The sequence below is a fragment of the Bacteroides celer genome (assembly GCF_002632415.2).
Taxonomy (GTDB): Bacteria; Bacteroidota; Bacteroidia; order Bacteroidales; family Bacteroidaceae; genus Bacteroides.
Map to the genome: position 1 here is coordinate 5,284,557 of NZ_CP178209.1, position 17,015 is coordinate 5,301,571.

A 17,015-nucleotide genomic window follows, 5' to 3' on the forward strand; every position below is an offset into this window, starting at 1 on the left:
CTTGAATGGGATTCATTACTCAAACGAAATAGTTTTTATTTCACCGTTTGATAAACAAACCGTCACCTGTTTCTTATCCTCTGACACATGGACAGATTTCACCGGTGTCAGCTCTTTTGAAGTAAAACCTCTTTTCTCATTCTTCTTCCATAATTGAAGTGTCACATATATTTTTTCACCGGATAACTGATCGGAAACCATATTTAATGCACATTTCTCACTTACAGGATGCACTCCCTCCGGATATACCGTATATGTTTTCTCCCAACCTGTCAATGGTATCATTGCCAATTCATATTTTCCGTTAGAGAGTACCGGAATATTCTGTTTACCCACCTTACAACATGTTTCCTTTATATCGGAATCCAGGCGAGGCAGGGAATAATGTCCCAAACAAATCTCCGCCGGTTCTGAAACAGTCACCTTATCTACCCGCAGAATTCCATCCGGCAGAGGAATATCCGCCAACTGATACTTCACAGTGCTATCCGTTTCGAGCACAGCGTCACGACGATAAATTCCATTTTCGAAACTTTTGAACGTATACAACCGCAACACTTCCCATTCCCCTTTTTTATTCCTTGTTCCATAATTCATGGAAATCTCCCCATTCTTCCCATCTGCCATCCAGGGGAACTCTGTATGGTAAGCCAGTTTATTATAATGTTCGGTACTGCGGAATTTCTGCCAATCTTTTGCCACAGTCTCATGACACCATGAACGCATTTCAGATCCGCCACAATTCGGGTAATTGGTTATCAATAGATTAGTTCCCTGCTGGAACTTATTATACACTTCCCCTTTTTTCAGTTCTTTCTCCCAAGGACCGTTATTTTCTGTAGCCGACCAATAGTTAGAGTTTTCCGGCAACAACAAACTAAGAAAAGCTTTTCCGCACCAATAAACACTACCCCGGCAACTATAAATCTGAACAGCAGGAGCAAAAGGTCCGTAGAAACCCATTGTCGGAACACCATCTTCCAGAAATTCCGGACGTTCTAAAAATTGCAACAACGTAGAAGAAGCTATCCTTCTCATCCATCCATAATTCACATTACCACTTTTGTCATATTCATACAAAGACAAAGGAGCAGTAACGGCAAAACGATAACAGATACTCCGCCCCCACATATTCATCCTGCCATCACGGCTGAACAGAAATGGATAATTATCAACCATGTCATGCTGATTTTCCATAAACTGCCTTGCATATTGAGGATATTGTTTCTTCCCGAACATTTCCGCCCAAATAGGTCCGTAAGTCTGATAAGCCCACGCACTATAATAGTCATAAGCCGGAGCATCATTGTACCAGCCTTCGCCCCGATAGCGTGCAAGAAGTTTTTGCAGGTTCGACTCCAGGTAGCTTTCATTCACGGCATATCCCTGATCTTTCAGAAAACTCAAGATAAAGACATTGAAAAACATCCAGTTGGAACCAATAGTCGGTCCCTCTCCATAACTCAACATGGTAGCAGCCAGTGAATCTTTCTGTTTCTTAGTGAGAGGATTCCATAATACTTCCTGTGCAGCTTTCATCGAGATTGCCAAAGAGCCCAGTTCCAACAATGTCTGACTGGGACCTCCCGTACGATGCGGAATATAACTTTTACTTTCAGGGTTAGAGATATTTATCAGTTGATAACGATAATAGTCTGCCACTTTTATCCCGTTCATCTCCAGTTCTGGATTATCTTTCAAAAGAGGAGCAGCTACAAATAGAGTCCGTGCCAAACCTTCCAGCTTTGCTACCGGAATTTCTCCCGTATTTCTCGGATATGTTTTATCCAGCTGCTTCGGAAAGTACATTTGATCGTCTAATGTGTGTATATAGTTAAATGCACCTTTTAATAAATACTCGCCCGCCTGTATCCAGTGCTGACGAGTCATTCCCGTATAAGGGCTTTTCTGATAATCCGGCTGCCGGACGGTGAATATGTTTTCCTGCGCAAAGACCACAGAGAGTTTTAATGATAAAATAGCAAACAATAAAAATAATGCAAATCTTGCTTTCATGGTAATGATATGTTTATAATGTCAGATTCATCGCAAAAGTAAAGCTTTATATACAAACATTCGTCTGAATATCATTCATAAAAGCCCAAATTTAAGTCAAAATGCCACTTTTTTCAGCTGAATGATAAATAACTGCCTTTAACAGATAGAAAAGTCGTGCTTCATAAGCCGACTTTTTTTATCTTTGTAATCTTGAAACATAGCCATGACCACCAATAGTTTGAGAAACATACGGATTCTGCTCTGCTTATTTTTCTGTTTCAGGATGACACCGTTCATATATGCCGGTGAATTCCTGTTCACCACCATCAATGCGTCGCAAGGATTGAGTGATAACCAAATACGTTATATCCTCCAGTTGCCCGACGGAAGAATGGTATTCACCACCAGCGGTAATGTAAATTTATACGACGGTGTACATTTCAGCTATCTTCACCGCACCACGGAATACGTATATCCATTAAACCAATATAACGGGCATTACCGCATTTACCAGAGTGGGGATTCTCTTTTATGGATTAAAGATACTCACAAACTGATGTGCATTGACCTGTACAGAGAGGAATACATTCCTGATTTAGATGCTTACTTTAAGAATAGAGAGATACAAGCCCCCGTAGAAGACCTTTTTGTAGACGATTCAGGACACATCTGGCTACTCATAGCTAACGAATTACTGGAATTAAACAACAAGACCCGTATAACCTTGCCCGACAAGTATTCCGGAAAATTGCAGGACCTGAATGCCGACAGTACCTCCCTATATTTATTCTATGACACAGGCGAAGTGTCCTGTTACCACATAGCCGACCAAAAAACCGTATACAACATAGCCGCTTATCCTGCATCCGAACAGGCTGAATATCAAAATACTTCTCTCGTCGTCAAAAGCGCAGACGGCTTCTATCAACTACGCAACGGGCGTAAAGGCGGTTTATTCTATTTCAATAGCCACAAGCGCACATGGAAAAAACTCTTCGAACAGAACTATACTCTCAATACCCTTATCATTACCCCTAATGGTGAGAAAGCCTATATTAGTTGCGTTCACGGGTTTTGGATTATTGACCTCCACACAGGAACACAAAAATACATCCCCCTATTGGAAACCGGAAACAGACAGATTGTTTCTACCGAAATCAGCACTGTCTTTCAAGACCGGCAAGGAGGGTTATGGCTCGGAACTTTCAATCGGGGATTATTATATCATCACCCGTCCATGCATAAACTGACTAATATAGGTCGCAATGCATTTCCCGTCTCCCCGGAAGAAGAAATCAATATTGAATCTTTCGCCGAAGATAAAGATGGAAATATCTATCTAAAAGCTCATTCCCGAGTTTATCGACTGACAGTCAATGAGCAGAAATCCCATGTATTGAAATCGGCAGCTATCCCTACAATTTCTCCTGAAATCCTGAACCGGTTGAACACCCCAAGGAACTGTTATTTCAGAAACAAAGTATATCATACATTATATACCGACACACGCGGCTGGACATGGGCAGGAACTCCTGACGGACTGGAACTTTTCACCAGCGAAAACGACTCTATCCCACGTACCTTCTATCGCGAAAACGGATTAAGCAATAACTTTATCCAGAGTATCATTGAGGATAAATATCGAGACATCTGGGTAACGACTAGTAATGGTGTCACACGCATCCACATAAATCCGGAGAATAAGAACATCAGTTTCACCCGGTTCAATCAGTTGGACGGTGCTTTGGACGGCGAATACATAAAAGATGCCGTATTCAGTTCTTCCGACGGCACTCTCTATTTGGGTGGTATTGATGGCTTTAACATATTCCATCCCGACAAGGACTCCATTCATCCGATGCTTCCTGATCCGCCGGTTTTCACAGCCTTACGCTTGTATGGAGAAAAGGTGAATACTGGAAAAGAATATGGCAACCGCATCATCCTGTCCAAGGTTGCTCCTTATACAACCGAAATCGAACTGGACTATAACCAAAACTTCCTGACTTTCGAATTTTCGGCATTGAATTATATCAATCATGAACGCACATACTACCGTTATCAACTGGAAGGTATCGACCCGCAATGGATGAGTACATTTGCAGGAAGACAGGGAAATGCGACTGTGGGGAAAGGTCTTCTTCAAGCTGTTTACACCAATTTACCACCGGGAGATTATACATTCAAAGTCATGGCTTCGGACAATCCTCTTCAGTGGAACGGCAAAGTGACAGCAATAAAATTAACCATCCATGCACCGTGGTGGAAAACAACCACGGCTTATATCCTGTATGCAGTCATTTTATTACTGATTGTTTTCACCGGTATCCGATTGTATATCTATTGGAGCAGAAAGGAAATGGAACGCAAGCATAAAGAAGAGATTCTATTACTCCGTATACGCAACCTGATCGAACAAAATAATTCTCTAACCTGTAGCATAGAAGAAACGTCTCCCGACCATCAGCAACAGGACACGGAAGAATCTGCATTTCTGGCACAAGCCATCAAACTGGTGGAACAGAATCTGCACGTCAATGGCTATTCGGTGGAGCAACTAAGCCGCGACCTCTGTATGGAGCGAACGGGATTATACCGCAAACTGGTGACTATGCTCGATCAGTCTCCCAGCCTCTTTATCCGCAACATTCGTCTGCAACGGGCAGCACAACTAATAACAGAGGGCAAGCTAAGTATTACAGAAATTGCGGAACACACAGGTTTTAGCAGTTCCAGTTATTTAAGCAAATGCTTTCAGGAAATGTACGGATGCCGCCCGTCAGAATATGCCGAAAAAGTGAAGAAATCAACGTGATTACTGTTTGTTTGTCGAGTAGACCAAGGGAATTTCACCCTCAGCCTCTCTCGGAACCGTACGTGAAAGTCTCCCTTCATACGGCTCTTCGCATTCAAATCATTTCTTTTGACGTGCATAGGGTACATATCCTACTTGCCAATGATAAAACAGATTGGGTTCTTTCTGAGCTATATAGGCTAACCAATAATGAGCAGATATGACACCTCGACGACGAAGTCTTTTATATTTCGTCTTTGCCCAATAAGCAATAGAGCGATTCAGATGGCACATAACTTTCCAAAATTCTGTTTTACCAAATTTCTCATAATAGTTTATCCATCCTCTTACGACATCATTAATATATGCTGCCACAAATCGTAGACTTCGATTATGGAGACGTTTGAGATTCCATGATTTTATTGTTTCATGTATTCTGCTTACCGATTTCTTGCTTATAGCAGGCAAATAACTTGTGAATAAGACGTTGTTGCGTTTATCTTTTGCCGCTCTTGATCTAAAAGTAAAGCCTAAATAATCAAAAGAAGTACAATGATAGTGCTTTGATGAACGACTGCTCATTTTACAGAATACTATTTTTGTCTTTTCCTCATTAAATTTCAATTTACATTCAGTAAAGCGTTCTCCAAGCCTTTCCTTTATGTATTCAGCTTGAGCCAATGTACTGCAATGACAAACACAATCATCAGCATATCTCTCAAAAGGTATGTGAGGATATTTATAAGACATCCATTTATCAAAGGTATAGTGTAGGAACAGGTTTGCTAAAATTGGACCTATGACTGAACCCTGCGGTACTCCCATGTCCCTCTTTACAATTTCTCCATCACTTCTCTGATAAGGGACAGTCAACCAACGTTTTATATAGAGAAGTATCCATTTTATATTGATATGCTTCTCCACCGCTTTCATTAATAAGCCATGGTCGATTGTATCAAAGAATTTGGATATATCTATATCTAAAACCCATGCATACTTCCAACACCGTCTTTCTGCCTTGGCTATGGCATCATGAGCAGAGCGATGCGGACGATAACCAAATGAATCTTCATGAAAACAGGGTTCGATGAGAGGCTCAATTACATTAACAACAGCCATTTGTGCAATACGGTCTTCAATAGTGGGAATCCCTAAAGGTCTTTTACCACCATTTGATTTCGGTATTTCTACAAGTTTTACTGCTTTAGGCATATAACTGCCGGAGCTCATGCGATTCCATAGACGATAAAGGTTGGAACCTAGGTTTTGCTCATAAGTGGTCATCTCTATACCATCAATGCCTGAACTACCTCTATTAAACTTTACTTTCTTAAAGGATTCAAAGATTATTCTTTTGTCTATTTGAAATGGTTTTGCTTCTTGCATTGTGTCCTCCTTAGTTTATCAAGTTGCACAATACAGTCCGCTGAATACGTTTCCCCCTTCGCTCCCTTCTCATTACAAGAACTTCAACACTACTACGGAGAAATCCGCCACAAATTGAGACTTTGATACTTTCTGCCTTACGTGTCATGCGTCTTTGGCATTTTCTCTTGACATTCTCAATCTGCTTCTCACGTTCCATCAAAGAGCCTATATAATGGTCTTGCCGCCTACACACCGTACACCAAAGGGACAGTAAACAGGTAACCTCCCTTCTTATCATAGAGCGTAGCCGAAGCCCTATTTCTGATGTAATCTGATAACAATAACGATGCTTCATCAACGGTTCATTTACATTCAACTCCATTATACATACCTTACCATATCTTCTGACTTATTACACACAACGTTCACCACTTTTTGATTGCTCAAAACGCAGCTTGTGATGGTTTGCAACCTGTTCCTGTAAACCGATTGCGAGGGACCTACCCTCATCTCTTTGATAGTTGCAGACAAAATTTCCATGATACCAGCCAATAGCATCATGTTATAATGCCCTCGTGACACACCAACCTGATTATTGTCCGTTTTACTTGCCTCTGCCCTACTTTTGCTGCATCATAAAGCACTAAAAACCATGAAAATGAATCTTATTAGAAAAGCCGGTTTCTTGCTGGTATGTGCAACAATGGTTGCAGCAGGCAATGGTACAGCACAAAATGTACAACGTACCTCACAAGGCATCAAGTGTGCCACACAGGGGATGGATGTCAACATTGAGTTTTATTCACCCTCCATTGTCAGGGTTTATAAGACGCCCAGTCAGAAATCTTGCAATAAAGAAAGTCTGGTCATTGTCAAAACGCCTGAGACAACTCCTGTTTCTTTCGGTGAAAAGGGGAAAAATGTGACATTAAGCAGTCGTCTTATCCAAGTGGAAGTGAACCCGAAGACTGGGGGTATCCATTTTTTCGATTCGTCCGGCCAATGTCTGTTGACGGACAAAGATTACGGAACGCAATTCACTCCTTTCAATGATGCAGGTGTTCCGTCTTTCAATGTCCGCCAGGCTTTTTTGCTGGATAAAGACGAAGTAATCTACGGATTGGGACAGCAGCAGACGGGTAAAGTGAACCAACGCAATCAGAAACTGTTTCTCCGCAATCAAAATATGAGTATCTGTATTCCGTTTATTCATTCCGTCAAAGGATATGCCCTTTATTGGGATAATTACTCTCCCACTACTTTCCTCGACAATCCGCAAGAGATGTCGTTCGACTCGGAAGTAGGCGACTGCGCTGATTATTATTTCATTTACGGTGGCAATGCGGACGGTGTAATAGCCGGAGTGCGCGAGCTGACCGGTCAGGCCCCGCTCTATCCGCTCTGGACACTGGGATTCTGGCAATGCCGCGAACGCTATAAAAGTCCGGACGAACTCTGCAAAGTAGTAGACAAGTACCGTGAACTGAAAGTACCTCTGGACGGTATCATCCAAGACTGGCAATATTGGGGATGCAACGAAAACTGGAACTCGATGAAATTCCAAAACCCACGCTATATCAACAAAATGGGTGATCCGGAATACATGAAATTCCTCCCGAACGGAGAAGACAGAAATGCTAATTATGGAACGCCACGCATCAAAAGTCCGAAAGAAATGATCGACTATGTACATAAACAGAATGCACATATCATGATTTCAGTATGGGCCTCGTTCGGTCCGTGGACAGAGATGTACCAGAAAATGGATAGCCTGAAAGCATTGCTTCACTTCGAGACATGGCCTCCCAAAGCCGGAGTAAAACCTTACGACCCGTTCAATCCGACAGCACGCGATATGTATTGGGCAGAAATGAAAAAGAATATCTTCGATCTCGGAATGGATGGCTGGTGGCTCGACTCTACCGAGCCGGATCATCTGGAAATCAAGGACAAAGATTTTGATACCCCCACTTATCTGGGTTCATTCCGCAGAGTGCACAACGCTTTTCCTTTGATGTCCAACAAGGGTGTATACGAACATCAACGTGCCACCACTTCCGACAAGCGGGTATTCCTGCTCACACGTTCGTCTTTCCTAGGACAGCAACGTTATGCGTCACATTCATGGAGCGGCGATGTAGTCTCTACCTGGGAAGTGATGAAGAAACAACTGGCGGCAGGACTAAATTACTCACTATGCGGCATACCATACTGGAATACCGACCTGGGCGGCTTCTTCGCATGGAAATATAACAATAATGTACACAATATCGCTTATCATGAATTGCACGTGCGCTGGTATCAGTGGGGAGCATTCCAGCCGATCATGCGTTCACACAATTCCAGTCCGGTAGCTGTGGAAATATACCAGTTCGGCAAGAAAGGAGACTGGGCTTATGACGCACTCGAAAAATATACTCACCTGCGCTATCGCCTTTTGCCCTATCTCTACAGCACTTCATGGGAAGTTACCAACAAAGCGGGCAGCATCATCCGACCACTCATGATGGATTTTCCTAAAGATAAGAAAGTACTTGAGATGGATACAGAGTATATGTTTGGCCGTAATTTCCTTGTCCGCCCCGTAACTGATTCGCTTTATACATGGCAGGACGACAAACAGAACGGCTATCAGAAGAATATGAATAAGATAGGAAAGACAGATGTTTATCTACCCGCAGGTGCCCAATGGGTTGATTTCTGGACCGGAAAAAGCCTGAAAGGCGGACAAACCATCCAGCGTGAAGTGCCTATCGACATCATGCCTGTCTATGTCCGTGCAGGTTCTATCCTACCTTGGGGACCGGCTGTACAATATTCCACCGAAAAGAAATGGGATAATCTGACACTTCGCATTTATCCGGGCGCCGACGCTGAATTTACTCTTTACGAAGATGAGTTCGACAACTACAATTACGAAAAGGGAGCATACACTACCATTGCCATGAAATGGAATGATAAAGACCGCACCCTGACGATTAACGACCGCCAAGGTAATTACAAAGGAATGCTGAAAAATCGTAAATTCAATATTATCATTGTAGAACCGGGAAAAGGTTGTGGTGACGGTGATGCTACGACGTTCGATCAATCAGTTTCTTATAAGGGAAAGAGAGTAAACTTAAAATTATAAAGTTTCAACTTAATTCCCACCATCTCACACTGGGGAAATAAACAGTAACCAATCGGTAGATTTCCCCCTAACACCTATTTTTTAATTTCACAAATACAGCCTTCACCTTTCACAATGCCCTATTCATCGGCATTTGCGGGTGAAGGTTACTCTTTCATCCGCCTTTCACCCTCCGTTTTCTTACCCCTGCATAATTCTTCTCCACCTGTTACTTCTAAAGACATATCTAACCTGTTTCCTACTCATTACTAACTAACTTCTTTTTCATTAATAACAAACTTTCTTTTGATTACTGGTAAACTTCTTATTACCAGTATGTAAACTTGCTTTTCATTAAATGCAATCTATAATTGCAAGTTGCGTTTATAAAAACAAAAGCTTTGATTATACAAATGCAAGTTTCATTTATATAATCAAAGCTTGCATTTATAGTTTTCTTATAAGGCAAAGAAAGTTTGGTTCCTATACAAAAGAAGTTTATCCTTTATAGAAAAGAAGTTTTCCTATAATAGTCCGGAAGCTATCTGCTAACACTTCTTCTGCCAACTATAGATGAAGGATTTAGCAAACTAGACAATCTGTGAAAGTCAGGGTAGAAAGGTGAAAGCCTGCCCTTCACCCGCTAATGCCGATGAATAGGGCATTGTGAAAGGTGAAGGGTATTTTCTTGAATATGATTATTTTAGTATACCAGCGTAAGGTAATGTCTGCAACCACAATTCCATAAAACGGTCGTATACACAATATCCCTCTTCCGCCTTAAATACATATTCTTTATTAATCAGGAATTTAAGGGCTGCATTAATACTACTCGAACCTTTCAATCCATATTTCTTAATAAATATAGAACTATTAATAGCCGTTACGAATTGCTCCCGGGCGATAGCGCGCAACAAAGTTGACTGATTTTCGGTCAACATACCATATAAACGCTGGTATTCATCCACCTCGGAACGAACTATATCTGCCAAACATTTCTCAAATATGGTTTCATTCAAGACGGGCTCCTTTTGTTCATAAAGTCGGTTCAGCACATACTGTACATACCATGTATGCCCATTAAAACGTCGATAAATCATCTGAAAGAGTTCATCACTCAATTCCTTTCCTCCGGCCTGCATCCAACGTATGGCAAAAAGAGAATAATGCTCTAAAGGGATGGATGCCAGATTCATCTTTTCCGTACTCCGGTAAAAAGGACGTTTCGCTGAACCAAACATTTCTGCCATCAGATGTTGTTTACTTCCTGAAAAAATAAAATGTACATGAGGTAAAAATTGAATGTAAGAACGCAACAAGCCTTCTACTCCTTTTTCCGGATATTCAGTGATCTGCTGAAATTCATCAATAGCGATATAACATTCTTTTCCCGAATGTTCCAGGTAATCAAAAATCTCTTTTAATGTTGCCTGTGCCTGGGAAGGTTGAAAATCAAGAGTTGCTTGTGGCACTCCCGTTAAGACATCGGGGGAAAACACTAAACGACAACTTCTAAAAAAGCCACTGATTGTCGCCAGCGTCTTCTGCGATAAATTATCTAATTTACCAATCACAGTCTGCCCGAACTGAATGATAAAATCATCCAGACATGTCGTAGAAAAAATATCCATGTAAAAACAAGCTGCCTCCGGATACTCCCGTCGTATCTGATGAAAGACGTTCTGTATTAATCCGGTCTTACCCATACGGCGAGGACTCATTAAGGTCACATTTCTTCCATTCCGTAAAGCGGAAATCAAATGTTCCGTTTCTTCTATCCGATCACAGAAATACTTAGGACCAGCATAGGCATAAATCAAAAAAGGATTATTTACGTCATTCATATTCAAGCAATTATTTATAGCGTAATTATTGTAGTACTTTTTATGCTACACAAATTACGCTATAAATAATGATTCTACCAAACTTTTGCCGAACAATCATTTCCCATATGATCCCGCCACGCTTCTATTCACCAATAGAACACCTCCCTGTGGAAGGATTTCCAGTTGCACTTTTCCGTTTTCTTTCACTTTCAACGGCAGAAGCTGCGGTTCTCCTTTTTTATCATCCTTATACAGAGAAACAGTTTTTCCGGCAAACATATCTAAATCCAGTTTCAACTTTACGATTTCTTTCCCGGCATTCACTGCTGCCAGATACCAGGTGTCACCGTGGCGACGCGCCAAAACTACATATTTCCCCGGATATCCGTCAATAAAACGTGTCTCATCCCATGTGGTAGGAACCGTTTTCATATAGTCCATACAAACAGGGGAAACATCTTTCAGGTTGTTGGGAGCAAGCGCAAAATTCTGTACCGGATTCTGGAATAATACGGTAGTGGCTAATTGAAATATATCAGTAGTACGGCGGGTAGTTCCTCCGTCATTGTTGCGATTCAGCCGTTTGTTCAGAAAACAACCACCGAATTCCATGCAACCCACCGCGTTGCGGATAAACGGATGCAGACAGGCATTGAAAGCCTCTTCATCACAGAAGTGCTGGCCGAAAACCATATTTTCGGAGGCCAGTACAGCCTCGCTGCCTACATAATTCGGGTACATACGTTCCCATCCTCGAGGGATGGTGCAACCGTGGAAGATTACCATCAGACCGTGGTCGTCAGCATCACTCAAAATATCTTCATACAGGCGCATCGTTTCCTGCTTGTCGCCACCAAAGAAATCAACTTTGATTCCTTTCACTCCAAGGCTTTGCAACCATTTCATTTCACGTTTGCGGATAATGGCATTGTCCATGTGATTCACCGGCCCCTGCTCAATATCATTCCAATAGCCGGAAGAGCTATACCATAAGAAGAGTTCCACTCCTTTGCTTCGTGCGTATTCTATCAAAGATTTCATACGGTCACGGCCGATGTTCGTATCCCACCAGTTATCGATCAAGGCATACTCATACCCCATTGCAGCTGCAAAATCAATATAGCGCACCTGATCGTCACAGTTGATACTACCATCCTGCCAGAGAATCCAGCTCCATGTGCCGCGTCCGAAACGGTAGTCATGCTTCGTTTCATAAAGAGGACGTACGACATCCCAGATAACGGTTGTTTCCACAATCGGTTTCAAGGTTTCGCCAACAGTTATGGTACGCCAGGGAGTAGCACCGGGAAGGGCAAATGCCGGAGCAGAAGTTCCGTTACCGTTATTTTCTTCAGCCATCGGGAAAGCAACCGTATACAGATTGCCTTCGCTTACATCGCTCAAACGAGAACCGCAATAACGACTGTCTACACCTGTTTCGCTGACTAATACCCAACCATCGTCACCGATACGGAACAGACAAGGGAACGTGTAGCCATGCCCGTACTGCGAACGGTTACTCATGGGAGCATCTGCCTTGTACTCTTCCTCATAACTGGGTTTGGTACGTTTCCAACCTATCATGGCATCGCTTTGCGGACATAAGAAAGTAGTTGTTTGTTGCGGAAAGCGAAAGCCGGTTTCTTCGGCAGTTACCGTTACACTTCCTTTTCCATCCTGACGCGGAAGAGTATAACGGAAAGCTACATCGTGATTGCTGACACGAAAGACTACATCTATTTTCTGCCCTTTCGGATTCTCAAAATTACAAATCAGTTCGTTTGCCTGATAATGCACTTTGGAGGTTTTAATACGATCCTGATGATAGACAGTATCAATCGGAGTAACAGCGTGTCCTGTCAGTTTCATCCCTTTTGCAAAATCACCGATATTCGTATTCATACCCAAAGGAGATTTCTCCAACATTGTCTTTCCATTGTAGGTAATCGAATAACTTGACTTTTCGGCTGGAGAAGCAGATACAACCAATTGCAGTTTTTCATCCGGCCCTTTCACTACCACTTCCTGTGCTATCAGAGAAGTCAGACAGCAACTAGCCAGCAGGGTACTTATTATCTTCTTCATATTATCTATGTCGTTATTATCTTCACTTTTTTCTGTTATTTCTCATTTGCCTTCTTTATACGGATCACCGTAAAAGAATAGGCAGGTAATTGATAGTCAAACATTTCTGCTACTTCCATCGTGTCTTCAACAGGTAGCGGGGTATCAGCCGGTTTGCCGGTCAGTATGGTTCTTTTTGCAGAAGACTGTATAGCACCGATTCCGGAAAGATCGATATTCGTATTCACTTCTACGGGAAGTAAATTGACCAGTTTCACAATCACATCACCACTTGCCGAGTCACGGACAATAGAAGAAGCAATGCGTTTCCGCACTTGATCGTCTCTATTATCAAGAGTGATCTGCGACGGAAAATATTCGTTCCCGGCATTCTGCCCATAGAGTTTCTGAACATAATATCCGGTGGTAGGTTTCACTTCCCGGTTATTGAAGTAAATCAAATCCGGATTCCACTGGGTATGTCCTTCTTTAGCGAGAAGAGGGGCATAGGAAGTCATGTGGACAACATCGCCATTACGTTCCAAGGCTGCAAGATAAAGAGCTTCTGTCAGTGCTGTTTCGATATTCGCCTTTCGTCCCGGTATGTGAGTTGCATATTCGCCCAAGTATACTTTTGTCTTTTTCGAACGATCGTATTTGTCGTAGAAATCCTGGTTGTTCAGGAACCATCCCGGAGTCTGGTAATAATGTTCGTCGACCATCGGAATACCCAGTTTGTCCGCCAACTTCCATCCTTCCACGTAGTCTGTACCCTCATTGAATGGTCCCACTGTACCGACAACAATCATTTCTGGATATTTTTCTTTGATGGCATTGAAGATCATCGTGAAGCGTTCTTCGAAGATATCAGTGATAAGATCTTCATTTCCGATACCGATGTATTTCAAATTGAATGGTTTCGGATGCCCGGCTTCGGCACGTACCTTTCCCCACTTTGTCTTCTTTGCGTCACCGTTTGCCCATTCTATCAGATCAAGAATATCCTGAATATAGGCTCCCATTTCGCTCATTGGAATACCGCCTTGCTGCCCTCCTCTCAAGTCGCCGTGACAGGCAGAGTTCTGGCAAGGAACACCAGCCGCCAGCACTGGAAGCGGTTCCGCACCAATATCTTCGCAAAACTGGAAATATTCAAAATAACCCAATCCCATGCTTTGATGGTATCCCCAAAGGTTACGCTGCGCTTTTCTTGCTTCCAACGGGCCTACTGTATTTTTCCATTGATAAATATTCTTCAAACCATCACCGTGAGCCACACAACCACCGGGGAAACGGATGAAACGGGGATGAATATCAGCCAACACTTGAGCCAGATCTTTGCGAAGCCCGTTCTTACGTCCTTTAAATGTACTTTGCGGGAATAAGGAAATCATGTCCAGATTCAATTCACCAACAGATTGAGGGATGATTTCGAGATGAGTGTCCGCAGTAGCTTTAGCAGCTATCACTGCTTTATATGTTTTCCATTGACGGGAAGATACTGTTAGAGAAGTTTCTCCACACACATTTCCTTTTCCATCTACCAGACGAACCTGCAATTTATTTGATTTACCCTGCGGAACCCGGGCGAAGATGGAAAAATCATATTTCTCTCCGGTGTTCAGTGCGATTCCATCAAAACCTGTATTTTCTAATGCAGCTCCCGGTTGTTCTACATTCAGCACGGCATAATGTGGGTTATTGATATGAATAGGGTCGGTAGTATCAATAGTGAAAGTCGTTTTCTCTCCTTTCAGTGCCCAGGAATGAGTGCTGTTCCAGTTCTTATCTCCTTCCCTGTCCGAAGGGTCGTACTCGAAGTCGCGGTTTTGGATAAGTTCTGCGTAGAGTCCTCCGTCTGCCGAATAATTGATGTCTTCAAAAAAAGCGCCCAGCAATACATCACTAATGGCCTTTGCACCTTCCGGTTGTACAGTGACCGTTGCTTTTACAGGCTTCAAACCGGCAAAACGTTCTCCATCCTGTATCGGACGTTCTCCATGTAATGAGTTCCGATATTGATTCCAGCCATAATTTTTATCCAATCCATCCACCAAGGTCCAAACTACCCGGTTGATATTTCCTTTCTGCTCTTCTCCGGCAACAATAGCTTTCACTCTCACTCCGTCAAAATCCGGCGTAGTACGGGGATATTTCTGACTGGTCCAGTTGATTAAATCCTTGGAAGTAGCCTGGCCGTATCCATCATGGTCATTCAGTTTCCAGGTACAAATCCATTCGCCATCGGGCGATTGTTTCAAATAAGGATCGAGCATTTTCTTCTGTGATCCCCAGCGGCTATAATCGCACCGGAGATATCCGTAGTTCCGGCCAATTTCAAACCAGTTTTCTTTATCTGTACTCCAGGCAAAACGGAGTCCGCTGCGTCCGTCGTCTCCGGAAGTTGCAAAAGAAAACAGATAAACCGAATCGGGTGTACTCGTCATTTCTTTGATTGCAGCTAAAGTGAGCTGCTGGAACGACAAAAACAAGACAACTAAAAAGAGGAATAATTTTCTCATGGTATATATTGCATTAAGATTATCAATCGCAAAGTTAAGATTTTCATCATTCTAACAAGCGTGTTTCATATAATAATTGGTAATTATACACTTAAAAATATATAAGAAACAAGTAAACAAGGGTAAAATATACACTTTTCCCCATATCGTATACTGTTTTCCTGGATTACAACTAGTTGAATCCATCTTATCAGAATAACTCAAAAGAAAACAAAAGGATGGGAATACTCACTGGGAAGCGAAGATTACCCGCCTGAAAAACAATTGGTTTAACAAATCAGGGACAGGTATTTTTCTCCTGTCCCACGAGATATTTTAGTTCAGAAACCTTCGGGTTTACCATAGACCTTGAAGAGGCGTTTCAACTCTTTTGGGGTAATCGGCATGACAGTGCCATGGCGCGGATGGAAATCCATACTGATAGCATGGTCAATCACTTTGAAATGTTCCAGATCGGAACTTTCGGTAAACTGGTATTTACCTTTCGTATATACATCATACATCAAAATATACTTATCGGAACCAACCAGCGGGAAAATACCTGCACCTTCTACCGCATCCTTCGTCTGCTGCTTATAATCATCCGATTCCGCCCACTGTCCGGAGGTCAGAGAGGAAGTAGTCGCTTTTTTAATTCCATTTCCATTCCCTTCCGTTTTGTAGAACAAATGATAGAGTCCATCTTTATAAATAATGTCGCCATCAATACATGATTTTCTGTTTTTCGGAAGAAACAGTGGCTTCGGTTCTCCTTCTATATCTGTAAAATCTTTGTTGGCATAAGCATAATAAATGATATCGGGACCATTGCCATGTTGCATAGACCAGTAAACCATGTACTTCCCAGCTTCCTTATCATAAATAGTTTGTGGTGCCCACACACGTTTCAGATCCTCCTGATCTGGATATTTCTTTTGGATATTCACGACATTGGAAGTCCAGTGTACAAGGTCTTTTGATTTCAAAAGTACCATGGCACGGTTAGAACTCCATCCATTTCCGGATACCATATCCGTAACCACCATATAAAACGTCTTCCCATCTTCACAACGCAGAATATGGGGATCACGCACTCCACCTGTCGAACTAATCACACGGGAATCAAGTACCGGCTGATTTCCATTCAAGGCTTTATAATTATATCCATCAAGACTAACAGCCATCCGGACGGCTTCCTCACTCATGCGATTGCCGGTAAAGTAAACAAACAGGTAAGCAGATTGCTGGCAATACCCAGTCAGCACTCCTATAAATAGGAATGCGAAAAGAATTATATTTTTCTTCATATTCATCATCATTTCAATGCTTTTTCATCCATTGTTTTATTCTTG

Annotated in this window: 9 protein-coding genes; 2 read left to right on the forward strand and 7 right to left on the reverse strand. The window is 42.3% G+C overall.

Going from position 1 to position 17,015, the window contains the following annotated elements:
- Positions 1–15: 15 nt before the first annotated feature.
- The gene (locus tag CJF29_RS21320) at positions 16–2,016 is read right to left on the reverse strand and encodes a DUF2264 domain-containing protein (protein ID WP_099147462.1); all 2,001 of its coding nucleotides are present in this window, start codon (positions 2,014–2,016) and stop codon (positions 16–18) included.
- A 205-nt stretch (positions 2,017–2,221) separates the two neighbouring features.
- Between CJF29_RS21320 and CJF29_RS21325 the strand changes: the two genes are divergently transcribed.
- Positions 2,222–4,813: a helix-turn-helix domain-containing protein gene (locus CJF29_RS21325; RefSeq protein WP_099147463.1), complete on the forward strand. Its 2,592-nt coding sequence runs from the start codon at positions 2,222–2,224 to the stop codon at positions 4,811–4,813.
- A 99-nt stretch (positions 4,814–4,912) separates the two neighbouring features.
- On the opposite strand, the gene ltrA is transcribed toward CJF29_RS21325, so the two are convergent.
- The gene (gene ltrA, locus CJF29_RS21330; RefSeq protein ID WP_099147667.1) at positions 4,913–6,178 is read right to left on the reverse strand and encodes a group II intron reverse transcriptase/maturase; all 1,266 of its coding nucleotides are present in this window, start codon (positions 6,176–6,178) and stop codon (positions 4,913–4,915) included.
- A gap of 10 nt (positions 6,179–6,188) precedes the next feature.
- Positions 6,189–6,542 carry a hypothetical protein gene (locus tag CJF29_RS21335; protein WP_195402226.1) on the reverse strand — a complete coding sequence of 118 codons (354 nt, stop codon included), beginning with the start codon at positions 6,540–6,542 and terminating at the stop codon, positions 6,189–6,191.
- A 270-nt stretch (positions 6,543–6,812) separates the two neighbouring features.
- Here CJF29_RS21335 and CJF29_RS21340 point away from each other — a divergent pair, with 270 nt between their 5' ends.
- Entirely contained in the window at positions 6,813–9,293 is a 2,481-nt protein-coding gene (locus CJF29_RS21340; RefSeq protein ID WP_099146549.1) for a glycoside hydrolase family 31 protein, read from the forward strand.
- A 677-nt stretch (positions 9,294–9,970) separates the two neighbouring features.
- Here the strand turns inward: CJF29_RS21340 and CJF29_RS21345 are convergent.
- The 4 genes from CJF29_RS21345 to CJF29_RS21360 all read right to left on the reverse strand — a co-directional run bounded on the left by CJF29_RS21345 (position 9,971) and on the right by CJF29_RS21360 (position 16,982).
- Positions 9,971–11,116, reverse strand: a complete 1,146-nt coding sequence (locus CJF29_RS21345; RefSeq protein ID WP_074556753.1) for an AAA family ATPase — start codon at positions 11,114–11,116, stop codon at positions 9,971–9,973.
- 96 nt (positions 11,117–11,212) lie between these two features.
- A complete protein-coding gene (locus CJF29_RS21350; RefSeq protein WP_074635875.1) occupies positions 11,213–13,183 on the reverse strand; it encodes a glycoside hydrolase family 97 protein in 1,971 nt (656 codons plus the stop codon).
- Positions 13,184–13,218: 35 nt separating this feature from the next.
- Positions 13,219–15,684, reverse strand: a complete 2,466-nt coding sequence (locus tag CJF29_RS21355; protein WP_099146548.1) for an alpha-L-arabinofuranosidase C-terminal domain-containing protein — start codon at positions 15,682–15,684, stop codon at positions 13,219–13,221.
- Positions 15,685–16,004: 320 nt separating this feature from the next.
- The gene (locus CJF29_RS21360) at positions 16,005–16,982 is read right to left on the reverse strand and encodes a glycoside hydrolase family 43 protein (protein WP_099146547.1); all 978 of its coding nucleotides are present in this window, start codon (positions 16,980–16,982) and stop codon (positions 16,005–16,007) included.
- Positions 16,983–17,015 lie beyond the last annotated feature (33 nt).

What these genes read in the sequence shown, in the direction of transcription:
- CJF29_RS21325 (WP_099147463.1), top strand. Translation starts at nt 2,222, where the DNA reads ATGACCACCAATAGTTTGAGAAACATACGGATTCTGCTCTGCTTATTT.
- CJF29_RS21345 (WP_074556753.1), bottom strand. Translation starts at nt 11,116, where the DNA reads ATGAATGACGTAAATAATCCTTTTTTGATTTATGCCTATGCTGGTCCT.
- CJF29_RS21320 (WP_099147462.1), bottom strand. Translation starts at nt 2,016, where the DNA reads ATGAAAGCAAGATTTGCATTATTTTTATTGTTTGCTATTTTATCATTA.
- CJF29_RS21350 (WP_074635875.1), bottom strand. Translation starts at nt 13,183, where the DNA reads ATGAAGAAGATAATAAGTACCCTGCTGGCTAGTTGCTGTCTGACTTCT.
- CJF29_RS21355 (WP_099146548.1), bottom strand. Translation starts at nt 15,684, where the DNA reads ATGAGAAAATTATTCCTCTTTTTAGTTGTCTTGTTTTTGTCGTTCCAG.
- CJF29_RS21360 (WP_099146547.1), bottom strand. Translation starts at nt 16,982, where the DNA reads ATGATGATGAATATGAAGAAAAATATAATTCTTTTCGCATTCCTATTT.
- ltrA (WP_099147667.1), bottom strand. Translation starts at nt 6,178, where the DNA reads ATGCAAGAAGCAAAACCATTTCAAATAGACAAAAGAATAATCTTTGAA.
- CJF29_RS21335 (WP_195402226.1), bottom strand. Translation starts at nt 6,542, where the DNA reads ATGGAGTTGAATGTAAATGAACCGTTGATGAAGCATCGTTATTGTTAT.
- CJF29_RS21340 (WP_099146549.1), top strand. Translation starts at nt 6,813, where the DNA reads ATGAAAATGAATCTTATTAGAAAAGCCGGTTTCTTGCTGGTATGTGCA.